1 protein-coding gene is annotated in these 812 nt (G+C 59.7%); it reads left to right on the forward strand.

The window, feature by feature from the left end; genetic code table 11:
• Positions 1 to 38 precede the first annotated feature (38 nt).
• Positions 39 to 755: an IS6 family transposase gene (locus tag ACX12L_RS22970; RefSeq protein WP_459264577.1), complete on the forward strand. Its 717-nt coding sequence runs from the start codon at positions 39 to 41 to the stop codon at positions 753 to 755.
• The last annotated feature ends 57 nt before the right edge of the window (positions 756 to 812 follow it).

Here is an 812-nt window from a genome sequence, read left to right on the forward strand (position 1 = left end):
GGTTGTGTCGCAATAAGCGGAACCGCTAGGATTTGATAATGCAAGCGTTGTCATTCCAGCTCCAGAATTCGGTCCTGCGTGGGGTCCTCAAACGGCTGCACTATCCGCTGGAAGTGATGCTGGTATGTGTGCGCTGGTACGCGGCCTACCCGTTGAGCCTGCGCAACCTGGAAGAGATGATGGCTGAACGCGGCATCCAGGTCGATCACGCCACGGTTCACCGCTGGGCACTGAAGATGTTGCCGGTGCTGGCCAAGGTGTTTCGCCGGCGCCAGCGTCCGGTGGGGCGCTCCTGGCGAGTCGATGAAACGTATATCCAGGTCGGCGGTCAGTGGAAGTATCTATACCGCGCCGTCGACAAGCTCGGGTACACCGTGGACTTCTTGCTCACCGCTCGGCGCGATGTAGCGGCGGCCCGCCGATTCTTCGAGCGTGCCATTGACTTGCATGACGTCCCCGAAAAGATCACGATTGACAAGAGCGGCGCCAACACCGCAGCTGTGCGAGGCTTGATCGCCGACAGCGGCGTGGCAATTGAACTGCGCCAGTCGAAGTACCTCAACAACATCGTCGAGCAGGACCACCGGGCGATCAAGCGACGAACCCGACCGATGATGGGGTTCAAGTCTTTCTGGTCCGCCAGACGCATCATCGCCGGCATCGAGACCATGCACATGATCAAGAAAGGGCAGCAGCGCTGCCCGAGTGGCAACACCATGTCCGCCGCCGACCAGTTTTACAGCTTGGCTCATTGAAACCGATCGACATCAACGGCCATTTGCCGCCTCGGCGCCGCTATTGCGACACAACCA

This window comes from Alicycliphilus sp. T452 (assembly GCF_054512775.1).

Coding starts and splice junctions, on each gene's coding strand:
- ACX12L_RS22970 (WP_459264577.1), top strand. CDS start 39: ATGCAAGCGTTGTCATTCCAGCTCCAGAATTCGGTCCTGCGTGGGGTC.